The following is a 25,303-nucleotide window of genomic DNA, read 5'->3' on the forward strand; positions in this document are numbered from 1 at the left end:
GACCCGCCCCCGGAGCAGTCGCCAGATTTCTGACGTAGACGTAGGAAGAGAGCAGACCGACAGCCATGGCTGAGGCTCAGAACATCCCGGTCGGCAGTACGACCGCCGGCCAGATCGCGGTGGCCGCCGAGTCGACCGTCGCCACGCGCATGAGCGCGCCCCCGTCCTTCGACGTGGCGGACTTCCCCGTCCCCCACGGCCGCGAGGAGGAGTGGCGGTTCACGCCGCTGGAGCGGCTGCGCGGGCTGCACGACGGCACCGCGGTCGCCACCGGCGACGGCGTCAAGGTCGACATCGAGGCGCCCGAGGGCGTCACGGTCGAGACCGTCGGCCGCGACGACGAGCGGCTCGGCCGGGCGACCCCGGTCGACCGGATCGCCGCCCAGGCCTACTCGGCGTTCGAGAAGGCCGGTGTGGTCACCGTCCCCAAGGAGACGGTCCTCACCGAGCCGATCCGCATCGCCGTGCACGGCGCGGGCGGGGTCGCCTACGGCCACCAGGTCATCGAGCTGGGAGCCTTCGCCGAGGCCGTCGTCGTCATCGACCACACCGGTGACGCCGTCCTGGCCGCCAACGTCGACTACGTCCTGGGCGACGGCGCCAAGCTCACCGTCGTCTCCGTCCAGGACTGGGACGACAAGGCCGTCCACGTCGGCCAGCACAACGCGCTGATCGGCCGCGACGCCACCTTCAAGTCCTTCGTGGTCACCTTCGGCGGCGACCTCGTACGCCTCCACCCGCGGGTCGCCTACGCGGGCACCGGCGGCGAGGCCGAGCTGTTCGGTCTGTACTTCACGGACGCCGGCCAGCACCAGGAGCACCGCCTCCTGGTCGACCACAACACCCCGCACTGCAAGTCGAACGTCGCCTACAAGGGCGCGCTCCAGGGCGACGGCGCCCACGCGGTGTGGATCGGCGACGTCCTCATCGAGGCCGCCGCCGAGGGCACGGACACCTACGAGATGAACCGCAACCTGGTTCTGACCGACGGTGCCCGGGTCGACTCCGTGCCGAACCTGGAGATCGAGACCGGCGAGATCGTCGGCGCCGGACACGCCTCGGCGACCGGCCGCTTCGACGACGAGCAGCTCTTCTACCTGATGGCCCGCGGCATCCCGGCCGACGAGGCCCGCCGTCTGGTGGTCCGCGGCTTCTTCGCCGAGCTGGTCCAGCAGATCCGCGTCCCCGACATCCAGGAACGCCTTCTCGCCAGGATCGACGAGGAGCTGGAGGCGTCCGTCTGATGACTGCCTTCGTACGCGTCTGTGGGCTGAGCGAGCTGGAGGAGGACACCCCGAGACGGGTGGAACTCGACGGCACGCCGGTCTCGGTCGTGCAGACCGAGGGGGAGGTGTTCGCGATCCACGACATCTGCTCGCACGCGAACGTCTCGCTCTCCGAGGGCGAGGTGGAGGACTGTCAGATCGAGTGCTGGCTGCACGGCTCCGCGTTCGACCTCAGAACCGGCAAGCCGTCCGGCCTTCCCGCGACGCGCCCCGTCCCCGTATACCCCGTAAAGATCGAAGGGGACGACGTACTCGTCTCCCTCACCCAGGAGTCCTGAGGAACCCATGGCAACGCTTGAAATCCACGACCTGCACGTCACCGTCGAGGCCGACAACGCCACGAAGGAGATCCTCAAGGGCGTCGACCTCACCGTGAAGCAGGGCGAGACGCACGCCATCATGGGCCCGAACGGCTCCGGCAAGTCGACTCTCGCCTACTCGCTCGCGGGACACCCGAAGTACACGATCACCGGCGGCACCGTCACCCTCGACGGCGAGGACGTCCTGGAGATGTCCGTCGACGAGCGCGCCCGCGCGGGCCTGTTCCTGGCGATGCAGTACCCGGTCGAGGTGCCCGGTGTCTCCGTCTCCAACTTCCTGCGCACCTCCGCCACCGCGATCCGAGGCGAGGCCCCCAAGCTCCGCCTGTGGATCAAGGAGGTCAAGGAGGCCATGCAGCGGCTGAACATGGACCCGGCCTTCGCCGAGCGCAATGTGAACGAGGGCTTCTCCGGCGGCGAGAAGAAGCGCCACGAGATCCTTCAGCTGGAGCTGCTCAAGCCGAAGATCGCGATCCTCGACGAGACCGACTCCGGTCTGGACGTCGACGCCCTGCGCGTCGTCTCCGAGGGCGTCAACCGCGTCCGTGAGAGCGGTGAGGTCGGCACCCTGCTGATCACGCACTACACGCGCATCCTGCGCTACATCAAGCCCGACCACGTGCACGTTTTCGCGAACGGCCGCATCGCCGAGTCCGGCGGCGCCGAGCTCGCCGACCAGCTTGAGGCCGAGGGCTACGACAAGTACGTGAAGGGTGGAGCATCAGCGTGACGCAGCTGCCGGGCCTCCTCACGGGAACATCTCAACTACTTGACGAGGCGATCCGTAAGGACTTCCCCATCCTGGACCGCCAGGTCCACGACGGTAAGAAGCTCGTGTACCTGGACAACGCGGCGACCTCGCAGAAGCCGCGCCAGGTGCTGGACGCCCTCAGTGGTTACTACGAGCAGTACAACGCCAACGTCCACCGCGGTGTGCATGTGCTCGCGGAGGAGGCCACGGCGCTGTACGAGGGCGCGCGCGACAAGGTCGCCGCGTTCATCAACGCGCCGAGCCGCGACGAGGTCATCTTCACGAAGAACGCCTCCGAATCGCTCAACCTCGTGGCCAACATGCTCGGCTGGGCCGACGAGCCCTACCGGGTCGACCACGAGACCGAGATCGTCATCACGGAGATGGAGCACCACTCCAACATCGTGCCGTGGCAGCTGCTCGCGCAGCGCACGGGCGCGAAGCTGAAGTGGTTCGGCCTCACCGACGACGGCCGGCTCGACCTGTCCAACATCGACGAGATCATCACGGAGAAGACGAAGATCGTCTCCTTCGTGCTGGTGTCGAACATCCTGGGCACGGTCAACCCGGTCGAGGCGATAGTGCGCCGTGCGCAGGAGGTCGGCGCGCTGGTCTGCATCGACGCCTCCCAGGCCGCCCCGCACATGCCGCTGGACGTCCAGGCCCTGCAGGCCGACTTCGTGGCCTTCACCGGCCACAAGATGTGCGGCCCGACCGGCATCGGCGTCCTCTGGGGCCGCCAGGAGCTGCTGGAGGACCTGCCTCCGTTCCTCGGCGGCGGCGAGATGATCGAGACGGTGTCGATGCACTCGTCGACCTACGCTCCCGCCCCGCACAAGTTCGAGGCGGGCACCCCGCCGATCGCCCAGGCGGTCGGTCTCGGTGCGGCCATCGACTATCTGAGCGCGATCGGCATGGACAGGATCCTCGCCCATGAGCACGCGCTCACCGAGTACGCGGTGAAGCGGTTCGCCGAGGTCCCGGGCCTGCGCATCATCGGCCCGACGACCGCCGAGGACCGCGGCGCGGCGATCTCGTTCACGCTGGGTGACATCCACCCGCACGACGTGGGCCAGGTTCTCGACGAACAGGGCATCGCGGTCCGGGTCGGACACCACTGCGCACGGCCGGTCTGCCTGCGGTACGGAATTCCTGCGACCACACGAGCGTCGTTCTATCTGTACTCCACGCCGGCCGAGATCGACGCACTGGTCGACGGTCTGGAGCACGTACGGAACTTCTTCGGCTGAGGAGCTGGCTGAGTCGTGAGGCTTGATTCGATGTACCAGGAAGTCATCCTGGACCACTACAAGCACCCCCACGGGCGCGGTCTGAGGGACGGCGACGCCGAGGTGCACCACGTCAACCCGACGTGCGGCGACGAGATCACCCTGCGGGTGAAGTACGACGGCACGACGATCAGTGACGTCTCGTACGAGGGCCAGGGCTGCTCCATCAGCCAGGCCTCCGCCTCCGTGCTGAACGAGCTGCTCGTGGGCCGGGACCTGGCCGAGGCGCAGAAGATCCAGGAGACCTTCCTGGAGCTGATGCAGTCCAAGGGTCGTATCGAGCCGGACGACGCGATGGAGGAGATCCTGGAGGACGCGGTCGCGTTCGCCGGGGTCTCCAAGTACCCCGCGCGCGTGAAGTGCGCACTGCTGAGCTGGATGGCCTGGAAGGACGCGACGGCCCAGGCCCTGGGCGAGGCCGGCGCCGAGAGGAAGACGGCATGAGCGAGACCATCGAGATGAAACCGGCCTCCGAGGAAGAAGTCCGCGAGGCGCTGTACGACGTCGTCGACCCCGAGCTGGGCATCGACGTCGTCAACCTCGGACTGATCTACGGGATCCACATCGACGACGCGAACATCGCGACGATCGACATGACCCTGACGTCGGCGGCGTGTCCGCTCACCGACGTCATCGAGGACCAGGCCAAGTCCGCCACGGACGGCATCGTGAACGAACTCCGCATCAACTGGGTGTGGATGCCGCCGTGGGGCCCGGACAAGATCACGGACGACGGCCGTGACCAGCTCCGGGCGCTCGGCTTCAACGTCTGAGCACCTGGCACCCGTCCGTACGTGCGGCCCCCGGCGATTGCGCCGGGGGCCGCGTGCGTGGTGCCTCGGCTCGATGTCGTACGGCTCAGCCCAGGCCCTTGACCAGGCGGAACGCCGAGTCGGCCTGGTAGAGACGGCTGTTCTCGTACGGGTCCAGACGGAGCCGGAAGTCGCGGTGGCGCAGGAAGCGTCCGCGGTAGTTGACCGACTCCAGCATGACGGCGCCGGAGAACGCCGACGGGCGCGGGCAGAAGGTGGCGTCCTTCTTGAACAGCTCGGAGCCGTCGCGGCGGTCGGCTCGCAGCCGGAACTGGGCGTGCCGCAGATAGCGGCCGTTCCCCAGCGAGAACGAGACGCAGTCGGCGTCGGCGAGGCCCGGGACCAGCCTGAAGGAGGCCTCCTGCCCGGTCCGGGAGGAGCCGTGCGCGTCCACCCGGTCGAGCCGCACGGAGTCGTGGTCGACACGCCAGTGGCGGTCGGGGTAGTTGACCGACTGCACGGACTTCCGCGCGGACGACGGCTTGGCCGCCGGAGGCTTCCCGCCGGACGCGGGCGTCGACTTCGAACTCGACGGCTTCGGTACGGGGTCGGCGCCGCCCCGCTGCTCGGCGGGCGACGCGGAGCCGTCCTGAGCGCTCACGGAGGGTGAGGCGGCGGCCAGCCCGCTCTTCCCGCTGGGCGCGGTGGCGGCGACGGGCGGAGCGACCAGCAGCGGCTCGTCCTGGGCGGAGGTGTTCTCCGTGCGGTCCTTCGCGGAGGTCCGTTTGTCCTCGTCCAGCAGGGCGACCGTGGTCACCGTGGAGGCGAGGACCGCCAGCAGCAGCGCTCCGGCCAGCCAGAGCCGGCGTGTCCCGGGTATGGGGGACTGGTCCAGGGTCTCGCCCGTCTCCCACACCTTCGGGAGGTGGGGGGACGGGACGGGAGCGGACTCGGTGTTTCTTTCGGGCATGCGCGGTTCCCCCCGGCGTCGCCGATGGCGGACGCGGTTCGGTCATTCTTCGTGGCACATCTCGTGGCACATGAGGAGGCGGAGGTCGCGGGCGCACGGGACGGCCATGGCCGGGCGGTCCGTGTACGCGACGAGGGGAACATTAGTGGAACTCGTGCGGGTCGAGTAAGCGTTCCTGAGAGCGGTTTCTGCCTGAACTGGCTTGACCGGGCCGCGAGTTGGCGCCGGGCTGTGGACCCGGCGGCCGAGAGGGATAGTTCAAGGCTTAAGGATTCGAGATCAGGGCCCCGAGGAGGGGGTTCCGGCGCCCGAGGGGGCGCTCGGGCGCCGGTGGGGGAGCTTCCGGTTCGGCCCGGAGAAATTCCTCTCCGGGCCGAACGGGAACTGGTCAGGGGCGCTTCCCGAAGGCGGACAGGAGCGTGGCGATCCGTTCGCGGCTTCCGTCGTTCTGGACCGGGGCCGCGGTGAGGACGTCCAGGTGCTGGTAGCCGGGGAGCACGACGGGGTTCCTGTCCGCCGGGACGCGGTCCGCCAGGATGCCGTCGCCCGCGACGAAGGTGATCACCGGACGGGCGGTCGGGCCCTCGGGGTGCGCCATGTGCCGGGCGATCCGCGCGTCGTCCACCAGCGCGAGATCCGTGACGAGCTTCGTCGGGAAGTAGTCCTCGGTGAGGTCCAGCGGCTGCTCGGAGAGGCTGCGGGCCAGTTCCCCGATGTCCGAGACCTCCTTGGCGGCCGTGGTGAACGGCGTGCCGTCGGCCGAGCGGTGCACCGGGTCGTCCGGCGCGCCCACCCGGTCGAAGCCGCGCCAGGTGTAGAGGGGGCCGTCCGGCTCGTCCGGGATCGCCTTCGGTTCCGTACCGAACAGGGCGGGGGAGCCCTGGACGTCGTTCGAGACGGGGAAGTCCTTGTCGGCTAGGCGGCCGCCGTCGAAGAGGCCCACGCTGGTCTGGATGAAGGACAGCGGGGCCGAGTTGTCGTCCATGAAGGCACCGAGAACGGCCTCGTTGGTGAGCCGGAAGTCGCGGATCGTCGGCCTGCCGCTCAGGAACACGGCCGCGTTCTTCGAGAACATCGTGCGCGTCGTCGTCTCGATGTTGTCGTTCGCGGGCAGGGCGTTCCGCAGCGTGGACAGGGCGTCGGGCGCGGTGCGCGCGGCGAGGCCGCTGATCGCGAGCAGGTTCATGATCTCCGGGTTGATCACCGCGGGCAGCGCCAGGAAGCGGGGCAGGGCGCCGGAGCGCAGACCGGCCTGTACGACGGTGTAACCGAGGTCCGTCCCCGGGACCGTGCCCCGGGGCAGCAGGCCGCCGTCGAGCGTTCCCGAACCGCCGTTCAGGTCGTCGAGGTTCACGGCGATCGTGGTGTCCAGGGCGAAGTAGCCCGCGCACTGGTTGTAGCCCGCGTCCGCCTTCGTCGCGCTGTCACCGTCGAAGTCCCAGGTGGAGAAGACGCCGGTGAGCACCCCGCCGAGCGAGTGCCCGCCGCACAGCACCTTCTCCTTGCGCAGCCTCTGGTCGGGCAGTTCGGCGGTCAGCAGGTCGTACTGGTCCCGGACGGTCTGCTCCAGGCCGACCTCGCCGAGCCAGCCGACCTGGTCGCTGGTGAGGAAACCGTCGAAGGCGCGGCCGTCGATCCGCCGGCCCTCGTAGTAGTAGCCGACCGCCCGGCTCACACTGCCCGTCGCGATCCCGGTGTTGTCCTCCAGGCAGTTGGAGCGCCGGTCGAGGGCCCAGAACTCGATGTGCTCGCCCCGGTCGGCCGCCGCCCGCACCGTGTTGCGGGCCACGCTGTCGAAGGCGCCCGCGCCCTCCAGGATGCCGGGCTGGGCGACCAGGACCCGGTCGGCGTCGGCCGATGCCGTCGGTCCGTCGGAGGAGCGGTAGCGCAGGTACGACAGCCGGTCGCAGCCTGCCGGGTGGCTCCCCGCGGAGGCGGGCAGCGGGATCCGCAGGGAGACCTGGGTCTCGGCGACGCCCGCGACCGGGGAGGCGGAGGACACCGGTGTTTCGGTGCGGGCCGTGCCGGCGGCGGCCGGGGTCGCGTCGGCGGGTGCGCCGCAGGCCGAGGGGGCCGCGGTCAGGGCGGCCACGGCGAGCGCGCCCGCGAGCAGGGGGCGCGGCCATCGGGCACGGCGAGGGGGGAGAGGGGGGAGAGGAGGGGCTCCTGTGCTCATGATGCTCTCCGTCGGAAGAGGGCGGGGGGAGGTGGCCCGGTGGCGCCGGGTGGTCCGGAGTGCCGCACGGTACCTAGCGGTAACTACCCCTTGCCATAAGGGAATTGAGTGAACCGGGAGTGCGTGCCGCGCACATTTCCACAGGCGTCGGACGGATCGGCCCGGTTCTGTGTACGGTCGTACGCATCGATGCGTACACTCGTACGCATGGGATACGTGCTGCTCGCCGGAGCCATCGCCGCGGAAGTGGCCGCCACGACCGCCATGAAGTACAGCGACGGTTTCAGCAGGCTCTGGCCCTCGCTGCTGACCGCCCTCGGCTACGTCGTCGCCTTCCTGCTGCTGGCGCAGACGCTCAAGACGGTGTCCGTCGGCACGGCGTACGCGATCTGGGCCGGGCTCGGCACGGCGGCCATCGTCGTGATCGGGGCGGTGTTCCTCGGGGAGGGGCTGAGCTTCGCCAAGTTCGCCGGTATCGCGATGATCATCGGCGGGGTCGTGGTGCTCAACCTGGGCGGGGCGCACTGATGGCCGCGGGCGGCGGGTGCACGGGCTGCTCGGACGGTGACCGCTGATGGCCCGGCGGTACGACCCCGAGCGGCGGCAGCGGATCATCGACGCGGCGATCCGGGTCGTGACGGCCAAGGGCATCGCGGGGCTGAGCCACCGCTCCGTCGCGGCCGAGGCGGATGTGCCGCTCGGCTCGACGACGTACCACTTCAAGACCCTCGACGAGCTGCTGGTCGCCGCGCTGCGCCAGGCGAACGAGGGCTTCGCCAAGACGGTCGCCGCGCGCGAGGCCCTGCGGGACGTCGGCGCCGACCTCGCCACCGAACTGGCCGGGCTCGTCGGCGAATGGCTCGCGGACGACCGTACGGGGGTGGAGGTGGAGTACGAGCTGTACCTCGCCGCCCTGCGCCGGCCCGTGCTGCGGCCCGTCGCCGACGAGTGCGGCCGGGACCTCGCCGACCTCCTCGCCCGCCGCACCGACCCGGTGACCGCGCGGGCGCTGGTCGCGCTGATCGACGGCATCTGTCTGCAGGTGCTGCTGACGGGGGCGCCGTACGACGAGGAGTACGCGCGGGAGGTTCTGGCGCGGGTGACGGGTTGAGCGAGCCGGCGACTGGTTGAGCGGGTGGCGGGCGGCGCGTGGCGCGTGGCGGGTCGAGTGGGCAACCGGTGGCGGGCGGCCGTGGTGCGGGTGGCCGGTACCTGAGACGGTGGGGGCGCTGGTTGGCTCGGGCGGGGGCCGCCACGTTAGGTTTCTGTCATGACCGACACGACTGCTACACGCACCACCGGCGCCGTCGCCGCCGGGCTCGCCACGATCGCCCCCGACGGCACCGTCCTCGACACCTGGTTCCCGGCCCCCGAACTGGCCGCCGAACCCGGCCCCTCCGGCTCCGAGCGGCTGCCCGTCGAACGCGCCGTGGAACTGCTCGGCGAAGGTGCCGTGAAAGCGATCGGCCCGGACGCCCGCCGGGGTGTCGAGGTGGTCGCGGTCCGCACGGTCATCTCCTCGCTCGACGAGAAGCCGGTCGACGCGCACGACGCGTACCTGCGTCTGCATCTGCTCTCGCACCGGCTGGTCAAGCCGCACGGGCAGAGCCTGGACGGTCTCTTCGCCCACCTCGCCAATGTCGCCTGGACCTCGCTCGGGCCGGTGGCCGTCGACGACGTCGAGAAGGTCCGGCTGAACGCCCGTGCCGAGGGGCTGCACCTCGCCGTGACGTCCATCGACAAGTTCCCGCGCATGACGGACTATGTGGCGCCCAAGGGTGTCCGCATCGCCGACGCCGACCGGGTCCGGCTCGGGGCGCACCTCGCCGAGGGCACCACGGTCATGCACGAGGGCTTCGTGAACTTCAACGCCGGCACGCTCGGTACGTCGATGGTCGAGGGCCGTATCTCCGCGGGTGTCGTGGTCGGTGACGGTTCCGACATCGGGGGTGGCGCGTCCACGATGGGGACGCTGTCCGGTGGCGGCAATGTGCGGATCACCATCGGGGAGCGGTGCCTCATCGGGGCGGAGGCGGGGGTGGGGATCGCCCTCGGGGACGAGTGTGTGGTGGAGGCCGGGCTGTACGTCACCGCCGGTACGCGCGTGACGATGCCCGACGGGCAGATCGTCAAGGCGCGTGAGCTGTCCGGGGCGTCGAACATTCTGTTCCGGCGGAACTCGGTTACGGGGAAGGTGGAGGCTCGGCCGAACAATGCGGTGTGGGGTGGGCTGAACGAGGTTCTTCACAGCCACAACTGAGCTGTGGGGTTGCTTTGACGGCTTGACGTTTTGACGCGAACGCCTTTCCGCTGCTGCTGAGCGGGAGGGCGTTCGTCGTGTTCGGGGACGGGTTCGTGTTCGGGTGCGGGTCCGGTGGGGGCTTGTCGCGCAGTTCCCCGCGCCCCTGGGGTGGGTGGGGGTGCCGTGAGGTGTCCTGTGCGGGTCGGGTGTGGCTGGCCGCGCAGTTCCCCGCGCCCCTAAAAGCGGGGCTGCGCCCCTGCTTTTGGCCCCTAGGGGCGCGAGGAACGGCGCGCGCAACCACATCGGACCCGCACGAGACGTACGACGGTCACGCCCCCTAGGGGCGCGGGGAACGGCGCGCTCAGCCCACGCGTGCCCGCACGAGTTCCACGACCGTCACCCCCCTAGGGGCGCGGGGAACTGCGCGACAAGCCCCCACCGGGCCCGCACAAGACATACGACCGTCCCCCCCCAGGGGCGCACCGGGCCCGTACTTTGCGGTGGTGGGGAGGAAACGTGGGGGTCGAGGCATAGCGGGGGTTCGGTTCGGGCGTCAGTACGGGTGGGAGCGGGGGAGACGCCCGCGGGGAAGAGGCGGTGACGATGGATGCCCAGGGGCACGAGGCGTTCAGGGAGTTCGTGGAGAACAGGTCGACGACGCTGCTGAGGACCGCCGTGCTGCTCAGCGGCGGCGACCGCCACGCGGCCGAGGACCTGCTGCAGAACGCGCTGATCAAGGCCGCCGGACGATGGCACCGTATCGACGAGCCGGAGGCGTACGTACGGCAGATCCTGTACCGGCAGCAGGTCAGCCGCTGGCGGCTGAAGTGGCGTCGGCGGGAGCTGACCGTCGCCGAACCGCCCGAGCGGACGGACGCGGACGCCGCCTCCGCGACCGAGCTGCGGATCCTGATGCGCGGAGCGCTCGCGCGGCTCACCGCCCGGCAGCGGACCGTGCTCGTCCTGCGGTACTTCGAGGACCTGCCGGAGGCCGACGTGGCCCGGATCCTCGGCTGCTCGGTCGGCACCGTGCGGTCCACGACGCACCGCTCGCTCGCCAAATTGCGCGTGCTCGCGCCGGAGCTGACCGCCCTCGGCCCGGCCGACGCCGAACAGAGCCCTTCCCGCGACTTCTCGCCCGTGGAGGTTCGTCCGTGAACATGGATCAGCTCGTACGCGACGCCCTGCACGAGCAGGCCTCGGAGGCCACCGCCCCGCCGCCGGACTTCGGCAGCCGTGTCCTGGCCGTCCGGCGCCGCCGCCGGACCCGGAGGCTGGCCGGTGCCGCGGTGGCCATGGTGGTCGCGGTCGCCGTCGCGGTGGGGGTGCCGGTCCTGAACGGCGAGGACGAGCCGCGGCTCGCCAGCCAGATGAACCGGAGCGACATCATCGCCCACCCGGACCAGACACCGCCGCGCGACCTCATCGCGGCGGGCGACACCGCGCTGGCCGCCTACTACACGGCCAGGACGGTCAAGGAGACCCCGGACCGGGGCGTCTACCTGCGCACCTACAGCCTCCTCGACCAGGAGACCGGCAAGTATGTGAAGACCACGAAGTGGTCCTTCCTCGACGTCGCCCCCGGTATGCGCACCGCCGCCGTCCTGGAGAAGGATCTGCCCACCAAGCGGATCGGGCTGCTCGACCTGCTCACCGGCGAGGTCGAGCGCTGGATCACGGTCGACCGGGCCGTCGCGAGCGTCGCCTTCTCGCCCGACGGCAGCAAGCTCGTCGCGACGACGTACAGCAAGAACCCGGACCTGCGGTTCCGGGCGGACTACGACAGCGACGGGGACGGCAAGAACAACGACTGGGACGCGCGGTTCGGCCAGTCGGACCGGACCGGCTTCTATGTTCTCGACGTCGACTCGGGGGACGGCACCTGGAGCAAGGTCACGGGCCACGAGGACGACCTCAACGTCCGCCAGGACTTCGCTTTCAGCGAGGACGGCAAGCTGGTCTACTCCGGACTCACCTCGGAACCCCACATGCAGTACTACGACTTCGAGGGCGACGAAGTGGAGAAGCCCGCGAAGGAGAAGTACCTGTACTGGTTCGTCGAGGCCGGGCTGTCCCCGGACGGCAAGCTCGCCGCGGGCGACTTCGCGGGCGGCGCCAGGACGGCCGCCTCCGCGATCAACGACCCCTACACCGGCAAGCGGCTCTACAAGATCCCCGGTCAGCAACTGCTGGCCTGGGTCGACAACAAGCGGCTCATCGCCTGGGACATCACGCCCGGTACGAACGAGTTCCGCAACCGGCTCGTCCTCGTCACGATCGGCAACAAGAAGACCGTTCCGCTGAGCGGGTTCCGTCAGGGGAACGACGGCGCGGGCGGACGCTGGGATCCGGTCTTCGCCGCACGCTGATCAGCCGGCGGGGGATCAGCCGACGGGGATCAGCGGGCGGCCGTCAGGTGCTCGTAAGCGGTCAGCAGTCCGTCGGTCGTCCCGCGGCCGGCGGGCCGCAGCGGCGCCCTCACCGGACCGGCCGGCAGGCCCAGGGCGCCCAGCAGCGCCTTCGTCGTCACCGTGCCCGGCAGCCCGGACGTCATCATCAACTCGGTCAGTGGGATGGCGAGTTGCTGCAAGCGGGCCGCCTCGTCCGTCCTGCCCCCGTCGAACGCGTCGATGATCGAACGGAAGTGACGTGGGATCACATTCGCCACGGTGCTGATGTATCCGGCACCGCCGATCGCGTACAGGGCCAGGACGTATTCGTCGCAGCCCGTGTAGTACGCCAACTCCGTTCCGGCCAGCACCTTCTGTGTGCCCAGCAGGTCGTAGGCGCAGTCCTTCACCGCCACGATCCGCGGGTGCTCCGCGAGCCGCAGCATCGTCTCCGGCTCGATACGGGTGCCGGTGCGGCCCGGGATGTCGTACAGCGCGAGCGGTAGTCCGCAGGCGTCCGCGATCGCCCGGAAATGTGCCTCGACGGCGTCCTGCGGCGGCCTGCTGTAGTAGGGCGTGACGGCCAACAAGCCGTCCGCGCCCGCCTTCTCGGCCTCCAGCGCGAGCTGGACGGAGTGGCGGGTGTCGGCGGTCCCGATGCCCGCGACGACCGCGGCGCGGTCCCCGACGGCCTCGGCCACCGCCCGCACCAGCGCGGACCTCTCGGTGTCCGTCAGGGTCGGCGACTCCCCGGTGGTCCCGGACAGCACCAGTCCGTCGCAGCCCTCGGAGACCAGCCGTTCGGCCAGCCGCCGGGCACCGTCCAGGTCGAGCAGTCCCTCGTCGGTGAAGGGCGTGACCATCGCGCACAGGGCGCGGCCGAAGGGGCGGGAGCGGGGGCGGAGGAGTGGGGGTGAGGTCGTGGTCATGGGAGTAGTCTCGGGGCGCCGACCTGGAAGCTCCACTTAATTCTTCTATGGCGTACAGGTAAGTGATGCTACTGGGTTGTTGCTCAAGTGCGCCCTAGGCACCTGCTCCGGTTTGCGTCACCATGACGGGGACGGCAGTCGGTGATATCGGTGATGATCGGTCACGGGAGGCGTTATGAGGCTCGGCAAGGCGCTCGCCACCGGAGTCGCGGAGGAACGACCGCGCGCGACGGACGACGAACTTCTGCTCGGCGAACAGATCGATGAGACCGAGAAGGTGGCGAAGTCGGAGTCCGCGTCCGAAGAGGTTCCGGTCGCGCGATGAGGATGCGGCTCCCCGAGGAACGTCCGGCGGAGCCGCCGACCGGATTCAAGATCGCCCACCCGATGCTGTCCCAGGACGGCGGCCGGGCCGGGTTCACCGGAGTGTCGCTGGGCGGCGCGCTGCCGTACGGGGTCCTCGACGAGGCGCACTGCGTCTACGGTCTGCGGCACCGGGCGCCGCACCGCCGCTGCGACTGCGGCTTCCACTGCGTGCACGACCGCTCGGCCGCCGAGGCGATGCTGTGCACGGCCGAGCACCGGGCCGCCGTACTCCTCGAAGTGACGGTCCTCGGCGCGTACATCCGCTTCGAACTCGGCTTCCGGTACGCGCGGCAGCGGGTGCGCGCCGCCACCGTCGGGCCCTGCGCGTGCGGCGCGGTCGCCGTCGCGCTGGCCGACGCCGGCTGGGGCAGACCGGGCTGGCGGGGCCTGGCGGCCTCCTGCGCCGGATGCGTACGGGGGCGTACGGCCGTGTCCCTGGCGACCTTCGCCCGGCTGGGCGGGGAGGGGCTGCGCGTGCGGGCCGGGGGCGGGGGCGTGGAGCCCGCCGGTGCCCGTCCGGCTGAGGGGCCGGGTGTCTCCGAGCTCGTCGCCGAGGCCGCTCTGCTGCAGGCCCGGCTCGACTGGTTCCAGAGCCAGCTGGCGCGGCTCGGCGAGCGGGGGTCCGGGAAGGGGTAGTGGCGGCCCAGCCGGGTACCCGGGCGTTCCCCCCGGACGAAAGGAGGCGGAACGCCATGACCGGGACCATGAACCGGCGGCCGGACGAGCAGCACTCGGTGGGTGAACTCGTCGGGCAGGCCACAGAACAGCTTTCCGAACTCGTACGGCAGGAAGTGCGGCTCGCCAAACAGGAGCTGACCGAGAAGGGGCGGCGCGCGGGGCGCGGCGGCGGGCTGCTCGGCGCGGCCGGCGCCGTCGCCTACGTGGGGCTGATGGCCCTATCGGCGACCGGTGCCGCCGCGCTCTCCCTGGTGCTGCCCGTGTGGGCGGCGGCGCTCATCGTCACCGCCGTGCTCTTCGTGGTCGCGGCCGTGCTGGCGAAGACCGGCCGGGCGCAACTCGGCCGTGCCACCCCTCCGATGCCCGCAGAGGCGCTCGACAGCGTGCGGGCCGATGTCGACGAGATCAAGGAAAGGGCACACCGATGAAGGACACGAAGGGGCCGAACGGTCCGAGCGGTCCGAGCGGTCCGGGCGGTCCGGGCGGTCCGGTCGAGATCGGCGGGGTCTCGGACAAGCCCGCCGCCGGGACCGAGGGGCCGGAGGAGCTGAGGCGCCAGATCGAGGAGACCCGTACGCAGCTCGGCGACACCGTCGAGGAGCTGGCGGCGAAGGCCGATGTGAAGGGGCGGGCGAAGGCGCGGGGGGCCGAGCTGAAGGACAGGGCGTCCGAGGCGGGGCACTCCGTGCAGGGCAAGGCGGTGCGGGCGGGGCATGTCGTGCAGGAGCGGGTGCCTCAGCCGGTGCGTCATGCCGCGACGGCGGTTGTTCAGGCCGGGTTGCGCAATCCCAAGCCGGTGCTGATCGCCGGGGCGGGGGTTGTGGTCGCGGCGGGGGTGTTGCGGCGGCGTCGCAACGGGCGCGGTTGAGTGACGGCTCGGCCGTGTTGTATCGGGGGCCCCTCGGGAGCGTTGTGATGCGTCTGCGGACTGGTGGGGGCTGAGCGCGCAGTTCCCCGCGCCCCTAAAAGCGGGCCGGTTTTGTGTCTGCGGGCCGGTGAGGGTTGGTCGCGCCGTTCCTCGCGCCCCTCAAAGCGGGCCGGTTCTGTGTCTGCGGGTCTGTGGGGGCTGGTCGCGCCGTTCCCCGCGCCCCTGAAGATGGGCCGGTGGGGGCTTGTCGCGCTGTTCCTCGCGCCCCTGAAGGGCGCTGGTGGTGGGTCGGGAAACCCTGTCGGATGTGGGTTCGGTGTCGGATTTCCTGGGAAACTTGGACCTGGCTGGCTCCGGGTCGGTGGTGGTGTCGAAAGTGGGCGCCGTAACAGCCGACCGCGGCGTGTGGCGCCGCGAGGGGGAGAGTTCCTTGAACGTCACCACTACGGCGAGCGTCCCGCAGGGCCGGCGGGCAGCCACGCTCGTCATGGCCTGCGTGGGCGTGTTCGTCGCCTATCTGCCGGTCACCACCGTCTCGGTGAGCCTGCCGGCCATCCAGCGGGCGCTGCACGCGTCGACCGCCCAACTGGCCTGGGTGTCCGACGCCTTCGTCCTGCCCATGGCCGCCCTCATCCTCACCGCCGGAGTCGTCGGTGACGTCCACGGCCGCAAGAAGGTCTTCCAGGCGGGCCTGGCCTTCTGCGCCGCGGGCGCCGTCATAGCCCTGTCCGCCCAGTCGATCGAGGTCCTCTGGATCGGCCAGGCCTTCGCGGGCATCGGGGCCGCGGCGCTGCTGCCCACGACCCTCGCGCTGATCAGCCATGCGGTCCCCGACCACCGCGAACGCGGCAAGTTCATCGGCCTGTGGGCGACCTCCCTGCTGTCGGCCCTGGCCCTCGGCCCGATCATCGCGGGGCTCGTCCTCGAACACTTCGCCTGGCGGTGGATCTACCTCCTGGCGGTCCCCGCCTCGCTCGTCGCCATGGTCTTCGCGGCCCGGCTGCTGACCGACTCCCGCGCCGCCGGCTCGCGCAGGCTGGACTGGCCCGGCCAGCTCACCGCCGCCCTGGCGATCACCGCACTCGTCTACGGGGTCATCGAGGGCGGCGCCGGGTCCTTCACGGACACCAAGGTGCTGGTGGCCCTGTTCACGGCCGTCGTCGCCGGGGTTGCCTTCGTGCTGGTGGAGCGGCGCAGCGACAGCCCGATGCTCGACCTGAAGCTGTTCCGCAGCGCCGCCTTCAGCGCCACCACCCTGGTCGCCATGATCAGCTTCCTGGGCCTGATCGGGTTCTTCTTCGCCCTCAGCCTCTACTTCGGCATGGTCCAGCAGCTCAGCACCCTGGAGGCGGGCGCCCGGCTGGTGACGGTCAGCCTCATGGCCATCCTGGTGGGAGCGCCCGTCGGCCGCCTGATGCACCGGGTGTCGGCACGCCTCCTGATCACCGGCGGCCTGCTCGTCAGCGCGGGCGCCCTGCTGTCCCTGACCACGATCGACGCCGGCACCTCGTACGGCTCACTGGTCTGGCGGCTGGCGCTGCTGGGCCTCGGCATGGGCCTGGTCATCACGCCCATGACCGCCACCGCGGTCGCCTCCGTACCGCACCACCTCGCGGGCATGGCCGCCGCCGGGAACAACGCCTTCCGGCAGGTCGGCGGCGCCCTCGGCCCCGCCGTCCTGGGCGCCCTGCTCACCAGCCGGGCCACCGATTCCCTGTCCGGACACCTCACCGACGCGGGTCTGACGGGGGCACAGCGGCAGAGCGTCCTGTCGGCCGTGGACGGAGGCGGACTGGGCGCGGTCGCGCGGATGGACCTGGGCCCGGCCCAGGGGCGCGCCCTGGGCGCGCTGTCCGAGGCCTTCCTCGACGGCCTCCACCTGTGCCTGATCGTCTCCGCGCTGCTGACCCTGCTCGCCGCGGCGGTCGCGGCCGTCCTGCTGCGCGGCCCCCGGCAGACGACGATGCCGGTGGCCGGATCCGGGGCGGGATCGAAGGCCGGCTCCGGATCCGGGGCGGGATCGAAGGCCGACTCCGCCCCGGGCGTCGAAACCGGAACCCGATCGGCAGTGGGATGAACCCGCGGCGGTGATCCGACGTCTTACCGGGTGCCCTCCGTGGGGACGGGACGGGCGCCGGTGCGAGGCCCGGACCCGGGAACACACTCCCGGGTCCGGGCCTCACTCTCGCTCCGCGACCCTGCCCGATGGGATGATCGTCGGCGGTTCCCCGTCCATGCCGTCCCGGCCAGAGAGCGGAAGCGCGCCCGTGGAGTCCCGCACGACCGACCCCCTCGACCCCCTCGATCTGAAGCTGCTGCAGGCGCTGCAGCTGGACGGCCGGGCGCCGTTCAGCCGGCTCGCGGAGGTCCTCGGCGTCTCCGACCAGACCGTCGCTCGCCGCTACCGGCGTCTGCGCACCACGGTGGGGCTGCGCGTGCTCGGCATGACCGACGAGAGCCGGCTCGGCAGACAGAGCTGGGTCGTCCGGCTGCGCTGCACGCCCGACGCGGCGGAACAACTGGCCGCCGCACTGGCCCGGCGCCCCGACACCTCGTACATCGGGCTGTTCTCCGGGGGCACCGAGCTGATGTGCGCGATGAAGCCGCGGTCCAGTCAGGAGCGGGACGAACTGCTCTTCGACCGGCTGCCGCGCACTCCGCGCGTCATCTCGGTCAGCGCGCACTGCCTGCTGCACTCCTACTACGGCGGCCCGCTCGGCTGGCTCAACAAACTGCGGGCCCTCGACCCCCACGAGGAGGCCGCGCTGACCCCGCCTCCCGTCGCCACGCCCACCGATCCCGTCACCCTGGACGCGCAGGACGAGGCGCTGCTCGCCGTGCTCCGGCGCGACGGCAGGACCCCGCTCACCGCACTCCAGAGCGGCACCGGGCAGACGGAGTCGGCGGTCAAACGGCGCCTGGACCGGCTGCGTGCCTGCGGGGTCCTCTACTTCGACGTCCAGCACGACCGCCAGTCGCTGGGGCACTCCAGCGACGCGATGCTCTGGCTCACGGTGGCTCCCTCCGCCCTCGACGCGGTCGGGCGCGCGCTGGCGGGGCACCCCGAGGTCGGCTTCGCCGCGGCCGTCACCGGCCAGGCCAACATCGTCGCCGCCGTCCTGTGCCGCGACACCGGCGCCCTGTACTCGTACCTGAGCGAGCGGATCGGGGGCCTCGACGGCGTCCAGGCCGTGGAGACCGTCCTCACCCTGCGCCAGATCAAACAGCTCACCTACGAGCCCGGCCGCTGACCGCCTGCCGTCCCGTGCGCGGACACGACCGGGCCCGGCCCCCCTGACATCGGGGCCGGGCCCGGCGGCGTACGGCCGGAGTCAATCCGGCCGGGACCCGGACGGCTACGGGCGGAACCGCAGCACCTGCGGGTCGTGGTCGCTGATCTGGTCGGAGAACTCCGAGTTGATGTGCACGCTGTCGAAGGTGAAGTCGCGGTCCTTGCGGATCGACGGGCTGATCAGGATCTGGTCGAGGACCTGGCTGTTGCCCTGGTAGTCGTAGCTGTAACGCTCGCTCCTCGGCAGGGACTTGACGGCCGACCAGAGGGCGCCGTCGGCCTCCAGGAGCTTCGTCGTCGTCGAGAACTCGAAGTCGTTGATGTCGCCGAGCGTGACGACGTCCGCGTTCCGCTGCTTCGCCAGGATGTCCTTGACGAAGGCGTTCACCGCGGTCGCCTGGAGGTGGCGCTGCGTCTCCGAACTGCGCGACGGCGGCTGGAACTGCGAGTGCAGCGCCTGGTCGCCGCCCTTGGACGCGAAGTGGTTCGCGATCACGAAGACCGACTCGCCGCGGAAGGTGAACTCGCCCGCGAGCGGCTTGCGGCTGTTCGTCCAGGCCGCGTTCGCCGGGTCGATACGGCCGGGGGAGGCCGTCAGCCGCGCCTTGCCGCGCACCTTCGTGACCCCGACGGCGGTGGTGGCGTCGCCGCCCGGGCGGTCGACGAAGGAGACCCGTGCCGGGTTGTAGAGGAACGCCTGGCGGATGTTGCCGCCCGGCTCACCGCCGTCCGCGAGGTCCACCGGGTCGATGGACCGCCACTCGTAGGCAGGGCCGCCGGCGGCCACGATCGCGTCGGTCAGCTTCTTCAGCGTCAGGTCGGCGGCGACCGTACCGTCGTTCGTCGCGCCGTTGTTGTCCTGGATCTCCTCCAGGGACACGATGTCGGGCGACTGCAGGTGGTCCACGATCGCGGCCGCGTGATCGGCGAACGTACCGTCGCCCGGGTCGAGGTTCTCGACGTTGTACGTGGCGACCGCGAGCTCCGTGCGCGACTGCTTGCGGGTCGTCTCGCGCTCCAGGCCGCCGGCCTCGACCGTGCCGATGGTGCGGGCGGTCAGCGTGTAGCCGCCGAACTGGTTGTAGTCGAGCGGGCCTTCGGTGGTGCCCTTCAGGGTGTCCCCGACGTTCGCCGTCGGGAACGGCTGCGTGGCGGTCGGGATCAACGACTGGATCTGCAGCCGGCCGGTGTTCTGCGCGGAGTACGAGCCGTACACCGTGCCGCCGCGGCGGTTCGGGTTCTCGTGCGGCTTGACCGTCACCCACAGTTCCGAGTACGGGTCGGTCGCCGTGACCACGCGCGACGAGCCGATCGCGACGTTCATCCCTTCCAGGGACTCGTAGAAGTCCAGGGCGTACTTCTTCGGCCGCAGCGTGAGGTTGTTCGTCGAGCCGGCCGCCGCCGGGTCGCCCTCGGGAGCGTACGCGGCGGGTACGGAACGGCTGTCGACGACGGTGGCCGCGGGCAGCGCGTTGCCGCTCGACACGACCGTGACCGTCGGACGGGTGATCTCGGTGACCGACTGGTTGCCCGTCGAGGCACCGCCCGGTACGAACTCCGTGACCGTGCCCGAGACGGTGACCGAGTCGCCGACGGCGACCTTCGGCGTGGAGCTGGTGAAGACGAAGACGCCCTCACTGGTGGCCGGGTCGTCGTCCGGGGCCGTGCCCTGGATCCAGAAACCGCGGGACGAACCGTAGGTCCGTACGCCCGTGACGATTCCGGCCACATCCGTGACCTGCTGACCCGCGAGCGGGGACGTCCGGGTGGAGCCCTGGATGTCGTGGACGGCCACGGCGTCCGCGTGGGCGGGCGACGTGACGACCACCGAGGAGACCGTGGAACAGACGGCGGCGACGGTGAGCGCGGCGATGCGTGCGGAAGACTTGCTCGGCAACGAAATCCCTCCGGGGACGTGCGTGGGCGCCGGGACGAGGGTGGGACGGAGTGGGGCGAGGGTGGAATCTACGCGCGTCAATCTCGTGCCAGGCCAGGGCACTTGTCAAGGTTTCCTGGCTTAACACTTCTGACAGGTTCATGAACCGGGCGGCATGGGCCCAAATCCGTCTAGGCTGAGGTCGTGTCTCCGGGCGGCCGGAGGGCGTTCTCCCGGGCGGCTCCGGGGCGCCGCGTCGCGCGTCCGGACGGGCGCCGGACACGCGAGTCGAGTACAGCCGGGCGCCGAGATACGAGATCGACGTCCGACGTTCGTCCTAGGAGAACCAGCCGATGTCAGACAGCTCCCCCCTGCCGCCGGTGCGTCTGCACTCCGAAGCGGAGCTCGCACGGGACGCGCTCGCCACGCCGCTCCTGTCGCGTGCCGTGCGGCTCGCCCGCTGGGCCGGCCCGGACACCCGGGTCGGCGCCGGAGGCGAACTCGTCGAGGAACAGCTCGCGGCCGCCGCCGCGGAACTGGCACTCGACGGCGAGGACGCCGCGGCCTACGCCAGCGAGGCCTGGCGGGTGGCCGTGGACACCGGGCTCGTCGCGGTCGTGGACGAGGAGGAGGGCACGGTCGCCGCCGGCGCCGATCTGACCCTCGTCCTCTCCGGAGCACCGCAGGACGTCCTCGGACTGTGGCTCGGCGCCCTGGAGACGGTCCTCGCCGACGCGAGCGTGCCCGACCTCGACGACCTCGTGGACGCCATGGACGAAGGCGGCGAGATCGACTTCTCCACGCTGGACTGGGACCCCGAGGCCGAGGCCGAGTTCCTCGACGGCGTCCTCGGCAACCTCTACCTCCTGACCGCCAGCGAGGACGGACCCGGCGACGGCCCGGTGCCGCTGCCCGCGCTCGCCGCGTCGATGATCGTGCCCGACGACATGGGGGAGCCCACCAACGACGTCCTGGAGCAGGTCTCGGACGCGATGATGCGGCTCGACGACCAGTTCCGGGTGCTGGAACTGGTGGGGCTCGTCGACTTCCAGCCGGTCGACGAGGCGCTCATGGCCGAGGTGGGCGAGGAACCCGCCGCCTCGTCCGCCGAGGCCGTGGACGACACGGACGTCTCCCGGTACGGGATGGTGCGGCTCACCCCGCTCGGGGTGTACGGCATCCGGGCGCGGCTCCTGGAGGCCGGGTTTGCGGCGCCCGCGGTGGGCGACCTCGCGGACAAGGGCGCCGACGTCCTCCTCGACAGCACGTCCGCGTTCCCGCCCATGGCCGCGCAGGCGGAGACCGAGCAGTGGCTCGCCCGGCGTGAACCCCTCGCCGCCGCGCGGGAGTTGCTCGCCGCGGCGCGCGGGGCCGACGCGGGGGCGCCGCTGCGGCGGCTGCGCTGTCAGCAGGCACTGTCCCTCGTCGGGACCGAGGCCGCGCCCGCGCTGCACGAGGTGCTCGACGACGGCGAGCTGGGTGGGCTCGCGCGGGTCTGGCTCGCCGAACGGGGCGTTCCGGACGTGCCGCCGCCGTCCGAGGAGATGGTCTTCTGGCTGACCGTCGACACGATCGCCGCGCAGCTCGCGGCCGAGGGGAACTCCGAGGAGTTGCAGGCGCTGGTGGAGGGGCTCGCGGCGCAGCACGGGTCGTTCTTCGCGGCGGCCTGGCGGGTGGAGCATCCTGCTACGCCGGATGTGCTGGAGGCGATGGGGCGGTTGCATCCGGACAAGAAGGTGGCGAAGGAGGCGCGGAAGGCTGCGTTCAAGGCTCGGTCGCAGCAAGGGGGGTAGGGGGTTTGTTGTTTTCGCCCCCGCCGCCCCTACCCGTCCCGTCACTGACTCGGGGGCCAGCCCCCGAACCCCCGCTCCTCAAACGCCGGAGGGGCTGAAACGTATTCAGCCCGTCCGGCGTTTGAGGACGAGCGCGGAGCGCGATACGGGGGCGAGGGGGCGCAGCCCCCATGCAGTGACGGGAAGGGTAGGGGCGGCGGGGGCGGGAAACGCGGGTCAGGGGTCGGACGGGTCGTCCATGGAGAGGACTCGCACCGGGATGCCCTCCAGGGCGTCCGGGATCGTGTCCTCGGGGCGGAGCCCGTCGCGGGGCACCTTGCGCGTGACGAACACGACGACGACATCCTCGCCGGACTCCTCGTCCCGCCCCGTCCCGACCCCACTCACATTGGCCATCGCCAGCAACCGCTCCTCATGAAGATGGCGTGCCTGACGTGCGTCCACTTCAGCTCGCCTCCCATGCGCCGTCCGGTCCTGCCGGTTCTGCCGGTCCTTGGTTCCGAGATTATTCCGGTCCGCACTGCGGGTGCGAGGGCTGATGGGCCGTATGGGGGGGGCGTGGGGCCGAAGGGACGGATCGGGGCGCGTTCACACAACGGGGGCCCGGAAAGTCGGACGGCGTTCAACCGGCGTTCAGTCACGGGCGGGACCGTGTGGCCGACCCCCGGGTCCGCCGCACCCCGCTCGCCGCTCGCCACGGTCACACTCCACCGTCACAGGAGACAGCATGTCGCTCACCCGCAGGGACTTCGCCAGACGATCCGCGATCACCGGTGCCGGTGTCGCCCTGATCGGCAGCGTCGGCACACTCGCCACCGCACCCGGCGCCCTCGCGTCCACCGACACCGAGACCTCGGGCGACGACGGCGACGACGGCTACGGCGAAGGTGACGCCGGCGAGCGGCACGGCGGGACCGTCGGGTACGGGCCGCTGCTGCCCGACCCCAAGGGCGTCCTCGCGCTGCCCGCCGGGTTCTCGTACCGCGTCGTCACGTACAGCGGGAAGACCAGGCTGGAGTCCGGCGAGTACACCCCCTCCAACCACGACGGCACGGCCACCTTCGACGGTCCGCGCGGCACGACCCTCCTCGTCAACAACCACGAGCTGAAGGGCCCGCGCGCCAACTGGACGTACCCGGTGCCGCTGACCGAGGGCCTCGTCTACGACCCGGCCGCCTCCGGTGGCTGCACGGTCGTCGAGGTGCGTCCCGGCGGCGCGGTCGCCGAGTGGGTCGGCATCGCGGGCACCTCCACCAACTGCGCGGGCGGCAGCACGCCCTGGGGCACCTGGCTCACCTGCGAGGAGAACTCCGACCGGGCCGGCGAGAACGGCATGACCAAGGACCACGGTTACGTCTTCGAGGTCGACCCGGGCGACCGGCGGGCCAACCGCGACCCCAAGCCCCTGAAGTTCTTCGGCCGGTACGACCACGAGGCCGTCGTCATCGACCCGAAGCGCGGCCACGCCTACCTCACCGAGGACGACTCCGAGCCCAACGGCCTGTTCTTCCGCTGGAAGCCCCCGCACGGCTTCACCCACGGCCGCGGCAGATTCCGTACCCTCGCGGACGACGCCGGGGTGCTCCAGGCGCCCAAGTGCTATGACTCCGGCGGCCGTTACGTCGACGACCTGTCCCGCGCCACGAAGATCGGCACGGTGTACGGGGTCGACTGGATCGACGTGCCCGACCGGGACGGGAAGACCGTTCCGGTGCGCGAGCAGTTCGACACCGGCGAGGTCACCCGCGCCCGCAAGCTCGAAGGCATGTGGTGGAGCGACGGCGGCGCGTACATCGTGTCCTCGTACGCCCGTGACGAGAGCCCCGTCCAGCACGACGGGCAGGTCTGGTTCTACGACCCCAAGCGCCGCACGCTGACCCTGAAGGTGCTGCTCGGGGTGAACCCCGACCCGTCGAAGGACGGCGCCTTCGACGGCCCCGACAACATCACCGTGTCGCCCTACGGCGGTCTCGTCATCGCCGAGGACGGCGAAGGCGTCTCGCACCTCTTCGGCGCGACGGACAGCGGTCGTACGTACCCAATAGCCCGCAACGACCTGAACATCGGCACCGAGGAGGAGCCCGAGTTCAGCGAGTTCACCGGCGTCACGTTCTCACCCGACGGAAAGACCCTGTACGCCAATATCCAGGTGCCGGGCATCATGGTCGCGATCAAGGGGCCCTGGAAGCGGCAGAAGCGTCGCTGAAATGCGTTACCCGTAGCGGGAATTTAATCGCTCGCCCGGTCCGTGACACGCCTTCTACAGTGGACAACGTCCAGGTGCGAGGCGGGATCTGCTTCGACTCGCGCTGGACACACAAGTTCATGCACCTCCCGGTGCGATGGCTGCGGCTACTTCTCTTCCAAAGAATCCAGGCCGCAGTCGACTTGATCTCGGGAGGCGCGGCAAACGGTGTGTGCCCGGTGCGCAGGCAGCGGTTACTTCATTGGATCGGACGGTTGCGGGTTCAAGTCCCGTCATCAGCCTCGGGCCGGTGTAGCTCAATTCGGTAGAGCATCTGGAAAAAGTCCGCCGCCGACCCTTGAACTCGGGCACGCTCCCTTTGCTGCGCCTCCCTCCGGAACATTCATGAATTCGGGGGAATTCACCATGGCGCGGTTCAACACCAAGGCGGCGAAGGCCCGGGGCACCTCGCGTGTCACCTCCACGGGGCGGGTGCTGCGGACGTACGAGGGCGGGCGGGGGGCCGAGCGGGATCCCCGTTCGGAGCTGTTCCTGCTCTCCATCGCCAACTTCGTCGCGCAGAAGACCTTCTACGAGAGCGGCGAGGCGCGCGACGACCGGTTCGCCGCGCTCGTACGGCAGCTCGCCGTCGCCGACCCGTCGTGGACGGCCGCCCTGCTCGACTGGCTGCGCGGCGAGGGCAACATGCGGACCGCGTCGATCGTGGGCGCCGCCGAGTACGTCAAGGCGCGCCTCGACGCGGGCGCCACGGACGGGCCCGCGAACCGGCAGGTCGTCGCGTCCGTGCTGCGGCGCCCCGACGAGCCCGGTGAGCTGCTCGCGTACTGGACCTCGCGGTACGGGCGGGCCGTGCCCAAGCCCGTGAAGCGCGGGATCGCCGACGCCGTACGGCGGCTGTACGGGGGCAGGTCGCTGCTGAAGTACGACACGGCGTCCAAGGGGTACCGCTTCGGGGACGTCCTGAATCTCGTGCACGCCGCGCCGGATCCGGAGAAGCCGTGGCAGGGCGAGCTGTTCCGGTACGCGCTCGATCGTCGGCACAACCCGAGGGTTGCGAGTGGGTCCGTGTTCGGGTGCGGGCCCACTTCGGGCTTGGGCTTGTCAGGGGCTTGAGTGACA

24 protein-coding genes and 1 pseudogene are annotated in these 25,303 nt (G+C 70.8%); 20 read left to right on the top strand and 5 right to left on the bottom strand.

Translation table 11 applies throughout. The annotated features are described in order from the left end of the window. Positions 1–65: 65 nt before the first annotated feature. From sufD to J8N05_RS17045, 6 genes are read left to right on the top strand one after another with little or no spacing between them, the layout of a single operon-like run. Positions 66–1,244, top strand: a complete 1,179-nt coding sequence (gene sufD, locus J8N05_RS17020; RefSeq protein ID WP_210883723.1) for a Fe-S cluster assembly protein SufD — start codon at positions 66–68, stop codon at positions 1,242–1,244. After that, positions 1,244–1,564, top strand: a complete 321-nt coding sequence (locus tag J8N05_RS17025; protein ID WP_210883725.1) for a non-heme iron oxygenase ferredoxin subunit — start codon at positions 1,244–1,246, stop codon at positions 1,562–1,564. Before sufD ends, J8N05_RS17025 begins: the two co-directional genes overlap by 1 nt. A 7-nt stretch (positions 1,565–1,571) precedes the next feature. Then, positions 1,572–2,336 (top strand): Fe-S cluster assembly ATPase SufC, encoded by a 765-nt coding sequence (gene sufC / locus J8N05_RS17030; protein WP_210883727.1) that lies wholly within the window; start codon positions 1,572–1,574, stop codon positions 2,334–2,336. Further along, positions 2,333–3,607 (top strand): cysteine desulfurase, encoded by a 1,275-nt coding sequence (locus J8N05_RS17035; RefSeq protein ID WP_210883729.1) that lies wholly within the window; start codon positions 2,333–2,335, stop codon positions 3,605–3,607. The genes sufC and J8N05_RS17035 overlap by 4 nt, the downstream gene beginning before the upstream one ends. A 15-nt stretch (positions 3,608–3,622) precedes the next feature. After that, on the top strand, positions 3,623–4,090 hold the full coding sequence (gene sufU, locus J8N05_RS17040; protein WP_210883730.1) for a Fe-S cluster assembly sulfur transfer protein SufU: 468 nt from the start codon (positions 3,623–3,625) through the stop codon (positions 4,088–4,090). Then, positions 4,087–4,419, top strand: a complete 333-nt coding sequence (locus tag J8N05_RS17045) for a metal-sulfur cluster assembly factor (protein ID WP_107017666.1) — start codon at positions 4,087–4,089, stop codon at positions 4,417–4,419. Before sufU ends, J8N05_RS17045 begins: the two co-directional genes overlap by 4 nt. Positions 4,420–4,504: 85 nt before the next feature. Here the strand turns inward: J8N05_RS17045 and J8N05_RS17050 are convergent, their stop codons facing one another. Both J8N05_RS17050 and J8N05_RS17055 read right to left on the bottom strand, forming a co-directional pair. After that, positions 4,505–5,368 (bottom strand): AbfB domain-containing protein, encoded by an 864-nt coding sequence (locus J8N05_RS17050; RefSeq protein ID WP_210883731.1) that lies wholly within the window; start codon positions 5,366–5,368, stop codon positions 4,505–4,507. A 388-nt stretch (positions 5,369–5,756) separates the two neighbouring features. Further along, positions 5,757–7,544 carry a hypothetical protein gene (locus tag J8N05_RS17055; RefSeq protein WP_247706304.1) on the bottom strand — a complete coding sequence of 596 codons (1,788 nt, stop codon included), beginning with the start codon at positions 7,542–7,544 and terminating at the stop codon, positions 5,757–5,759. 207 nt (positions 7,545–7,751) lie between these two features. On the opposite strand from J8N05_RS17055, the gene J8N05_RS17060 reads away from it, so the two are divergent. The 5 genes from J8N05_RS17060 (at position 7,752) to J8N05_RS17080 (ending at position 12,155) form a co-directional block, all read left to right on the top strand. Continuing rightward, positions 7,752–8,072, top strand: a complete 321-nt coding sequence (locus J8N05_RS17060; protein ID WP_107017831.1) for a DMT family transporter — start codon at positions 7,752–7,754, stop codon at positions 8,070–8,072. A gap of 46 nt (positions 8,073–8,118) precedes the next feature. Continuing rightward, positions 8,119–8,655 (top strand): TetR/AcrR family transcriptional regulator, encoded by a 537-nt coding sequence (locus J8N05_RS17065; RefSeq protein ID WP_210883732.1) that lies wholly within the window; start codon positions 8,119–8,121, stop codon positions 8,653–8,655. Between the two features lie 159 nt (positions 8,656–8,814). Further along, positions 8,815–9,804, top strand: coding sequence for a 2,3,4,5-tetrahydropyridine-2,6-dicarboxylate N-succinyltransferase (gene dapD, locus J8N05_RS17070; RefSeq protein ID WP_210883733.1), 990 nt, complete (start codon positions 8,815–8,817; stop codon positions 9,802–9,804). A 585-nt stretch (positions 9,805–10,389) separates the two neighbouring features. After that, positions 10,390–10,944 carry a SigE family RNA polymerase sigma factor gene (locus J8N05_RS17075; protein ID WP_210890227.1) on the top strand — a complete coding sequence of 185 codons (555 nt, stop codon included), beginning with the start codon at positions 10,390–10,392 and terminating at the stop codon, positions 10,942–10,944. Beyond that, a complete protein-coding gene (locus J8N05_RS17080) occupies positions 10,941–12,155 on the top strand; it encodes a WD40 repeat domain-containing protein (RefSeq protein ID WP_210883734.1) in 1,215 nt (404 codons plus the stop codon). The genes J8N05_RS17075 and J8N05_RS17080 overlap by 4 nt, the downstream gene beginning before the upstream one ends. Before the next feature lie 29 nt (positions 12,156–12,184). Here J8N05_RS17080 and dapA read toward each other — a convergent pair whose 3' ends face one another. Continuing rightward, on the bottom strand, positions 12,185–13,105 hold the full coding sequence (gene dapA / locus J8N05_RS17085; RefSeq protein WP_210883735.1) for a 4-hydroxy-tetrahydrodipicolinate synthase: 921 nt from the start codon (positions 13,103–13,105) through the stop codon (positions 12,185–12,187). 175 nt (positions 13,106–13,280) lie between these two features. On the opposite strand from dapA, the gene J8N05_RS17090 reads away from it, so the two are divergent. The 6 genes from J8N05_RS17090 to J8N05_RS17115 all read left to right on the top strand — a co-directional run bounded on the left by J8N05_RS17090 (position 13,281) and on the right by J8N05_RS17115 (position 18,268). Further along, the gene (locus J8N05_RS17090) at positions 13,281–13,430 is read left to right on the top strand and encodes a hypothetical protein (protein WP_210883737.1); all 150 of its coding nucleotides are present in this window, start codon (positions 13,281–13,283) and stop codon (positions 13,428–13,430) included. Next, on the top strand, positions 13,427–14,107 hold the full coding sequence (locus J8N05_RS17095; protein WP_210883738.1) for a hypothetical protein: 681 nt from the start codon (positions 13,427–13,429) through the stop codon (positions 14,105–14,107). The genes J8N05_RS17090 and J8N05_RS17095 overlap by 4 nt, the downstream gene beginning before the upstream one ends. Positions 14,108–14,163: 56 nt before the next feature. Continuing rightward, positions 14,164–14,577 (top strand): phage holin family protein, encoded by a 414-nt coding sequence (locus tag J8N05_RS17100; RefSeq protein ID WP_210883739.1) that lies wholly within the window; start codon positions 14,164–14,166, stop codon positions 14,575–14,577. Next, positions 14,574–15,017, top strand: coding sequence for a DUF3618 domain-containing protein (locus J8N05_RS17105; RefSeq protein ID WP_210883740.1), 444 nt, complete (start codon positions 14,574–14,576; stop codon positions 15,015–15,017). Before J8N05_RS17100 ends, J8N05_RS17105 begins: the two co-directional genes overlap by 4 nt. A gap of 430 nt (positions 15,018–15,447) precedes the next feature. Further along, positions 15,448–17,094 (top strand): MFS transporter, encoded by a 1,647-nt coding sequence (locus J8N05_RS17110; RefSeq protein WP_210883741.1) that lies wholly within the window; start codon positions 15,448–15,450, stop codon positions 17,092–17,094. A gap of 190 nt (positions 17,095–17,284) precedes the next feature. Then, positions 17,285–18,268, top strand: coding sequence for an Lrp/AsnC family transcriptional regulator (locus J8N05_RS17115; protein ID WP_383942378.1), 984 nt, complete (start codon positions 17,285–17,287; stop codon positions 18,266–18,268). 105 nt (positions 18,269–18,373) lie between these two features. Here J8N05_RS17115 and J8N05_RS17120 read toward each other — a convergent pair whose 3' ends face one another. Continuing rightward, positions 18,374–20,206 carry an endonuclease/exonuclease/phosphatase family protein gene (locus tag J8N05_RS17120; protein WP_210883743.1) on the bottom strand — a complete coding sequence of 611 codons (1,833 nt, stop codon included), beginning with the start codon at positions 20,204–20,206 and terminating at the stop codon, positions 18,374–18,376. Between the two features lie 332 nt (positions 20,207–20,538). Between J8N05_RS17120 and J8N05_RS17125 the strand changes: the two genes are divergently transcribed. After that, positions 20,539–21,978 carry a hypothetical protein gene (locus J8N05_RS17125; RefSeq protein ID WP_210883745.1) on the top strand — a complete coding sequence of 480 codons (1,440 nt, stop codon included), beginning with the start codon at positions 20,539–20,541 and terminating at the stop codon, positions 21,976–21,978. A 216-nt stretch (positions 21,979–22,194) separates the two neighbouring features. Here the strand turns inward: J8N05_RS17125 and J8N05_RS17130 are convergent, their stop codons facing one another. After that, positions 22,195–22,374: a hypothetical protein gene (locus J8N05_RS17130; RefSeq protein ID WP_247706305.1), complete on the bottom strand. Its 180-nt coding sequence runs from the start codon at positions 22,372–22,374 to the stop codon at positions 22,195–22,197. A gap of 331 nt (positions 22,375–22,705) precedes the next feature. On the opposite strand from J8N05_RS17130, the gene J8N05_RS17135 reads away from it, so the two are divergent. Together J8N05_RS17135 and J8N05_RS17140 are read left to right on the top strand one after the other, a co-directional pair. Continuing rightward, positions 22,706–24,184, top strand: coding sequence for an alkaline phosphatase PhoX (locus J8N05_RS17135; RefSeq protein WP_210883750.1), 1,479 nt, complete (start codon positions 22,706–22,708; stop codon positions 24,182–24,184). Positions 24,185–24,589: 405 nt separating this feature from the next. Further along, a pseudogene (locus tag J8N05_RS17140) lies at positions 24,590–25,240 on the top strand (TROVE domain-containing protein); the annotation flags it as partial. Positions 25,241–25,303: the final 63 nt, after the last annotated feature.

Source organism: Streptomyces liliiviolaceus, from assembly GCF_018070025.1.
In the GTDB taxonomy this organism is placed as follows: Bacteria; Actinomycetota; Actinomycetes; order Streptomycetales; family Streptomycetaceae; genus Streptomyces; species Streptomyces liliiviolaceus.